Origin of the sequence: Kitasatospora sp. NPDC049258 (genome assembly GCF_040678895.1) — a bacterium.
Lineage (GTDB): Bacteria > Actinomycetota > Actinomycetes > Streptomycetales > Streptomycetaceae > Kitasatospora.
In genome coordinates this window covers 1-1,142 of sequence record NZ_JBFAQT010000116.1, presented here as the reverse complement: position 1 = coordinate 1,142, position 1,142 = coordinate 1, and the positions used below count along the sequence as shown (strand labels likewise).

The following is a 1,142-nucleotide window of genomic DNA, read 5'->3' as shown; positions in this document are numbered from 1 at the left end:
TGTAGTCGGCCGCGGCCGCTCCTACGGCCAGTGGCAGCGTGGGCAGCAGCGACCCGACCAGCGCCGCGGCCAGCACAGCCGCGCTCCTGGTCCGGGACCGCCGCCCGGCAGCCCTTTCCCTACTCATTCGTTCTCCTTCGACAGTGACGGCGTCAGCCGTGGATCCGGCCCGCCTCGCCGCCGTCCGGCCACCCGCGAGCGGCCGGAAGACAGCGAGACGGGCCGGAGAACGTGCTGTTCTCCGGCCCGCTCGGGGGTCGGTCAGGGACCGGTCGCCGAGTCCAACTCGGTGGTGTAGTCCGCGAGCTTGATGATCTGAGCGCCGCTCAGCACACCCTGGAACGCCCACACGTCGTCCAGCTCACCGGAGAAGTACTCACCGAAGCTGCCCGATGCCTTGCTCCGGCCGAACTGCAGCCCACCCGTGGCGTCGAACGGACGCACCGCCTGGCTCCAGGAGACCCGGGTCGTGCAGTCCGACTCGCCGGTGGTGCACACCTGGTTCTCCAGGTCACCGTTGACGTACAGGCTCAACCGGCTGGCCAGCGCGTCGTAGACGACCGCCAGGTGCGTCCACTCGGCCCCGACCGCCGGCGAGTGCACCACGACGGTGCGCGGCGCGCCGGCCGCGTCCGTACCGGCCACCACGGCCTGCCACTCACCCAGGTGCTCCCCGGACGTCGGGTCGTCCTTGAGGTAGTGCCAGCGCAGCGTCACCGCATCGGCGGTGGCACCGCCCTGCGAGAGCACCGTCATGTCCCGTGTCGGAGAACCCACGGTGCTGGCCCAACCCGCCAGCGTGAAACTCCGGTTGGTGTGCACCGGCGGAACGGTGGTCGCCGCGTAGGCGGTGGTGCCGTTCAGCTGGAGCGTGCCGGTGTTGACGTACTGACCGCCGCCGGCGTTGACGGCGGCGCCGCCGTTGAGCACCGCATCGGCGTGGGCCGGGCCCTCGCCCGGGCTGGCCAGGGGCGAGCCGGCAGCGGTGTTGAGCTTCCACCGGCCGGCCAGCTGCGGCCGCTGCTTGACCAGGTCCGCGACCTCGGGGCCGGTGACGACCCGGTCGTAGACCCGCACGTCGTCGATGTCACCGCCGAAGAACTCGGCGTTCGCACCCTCGCGGTTGACGGCACCCAACTGCA

General features: G+C 71.6%; 1 protein-coding gene. It reads right to left on the bottom strand.

Annotated elements, in window-relative coordinates; all coding sequences use genetic code 11:
- Positions 1–261: 261 nt before the first annotated feature.
- On the bottom strand, positions 262–1,142 hold an 881-nt coding region (locus AB0K43_RS31450), incomplete at its 5' end, for a LamG-like jellyroll fold domain-containing protein (protein WP_363645834.1).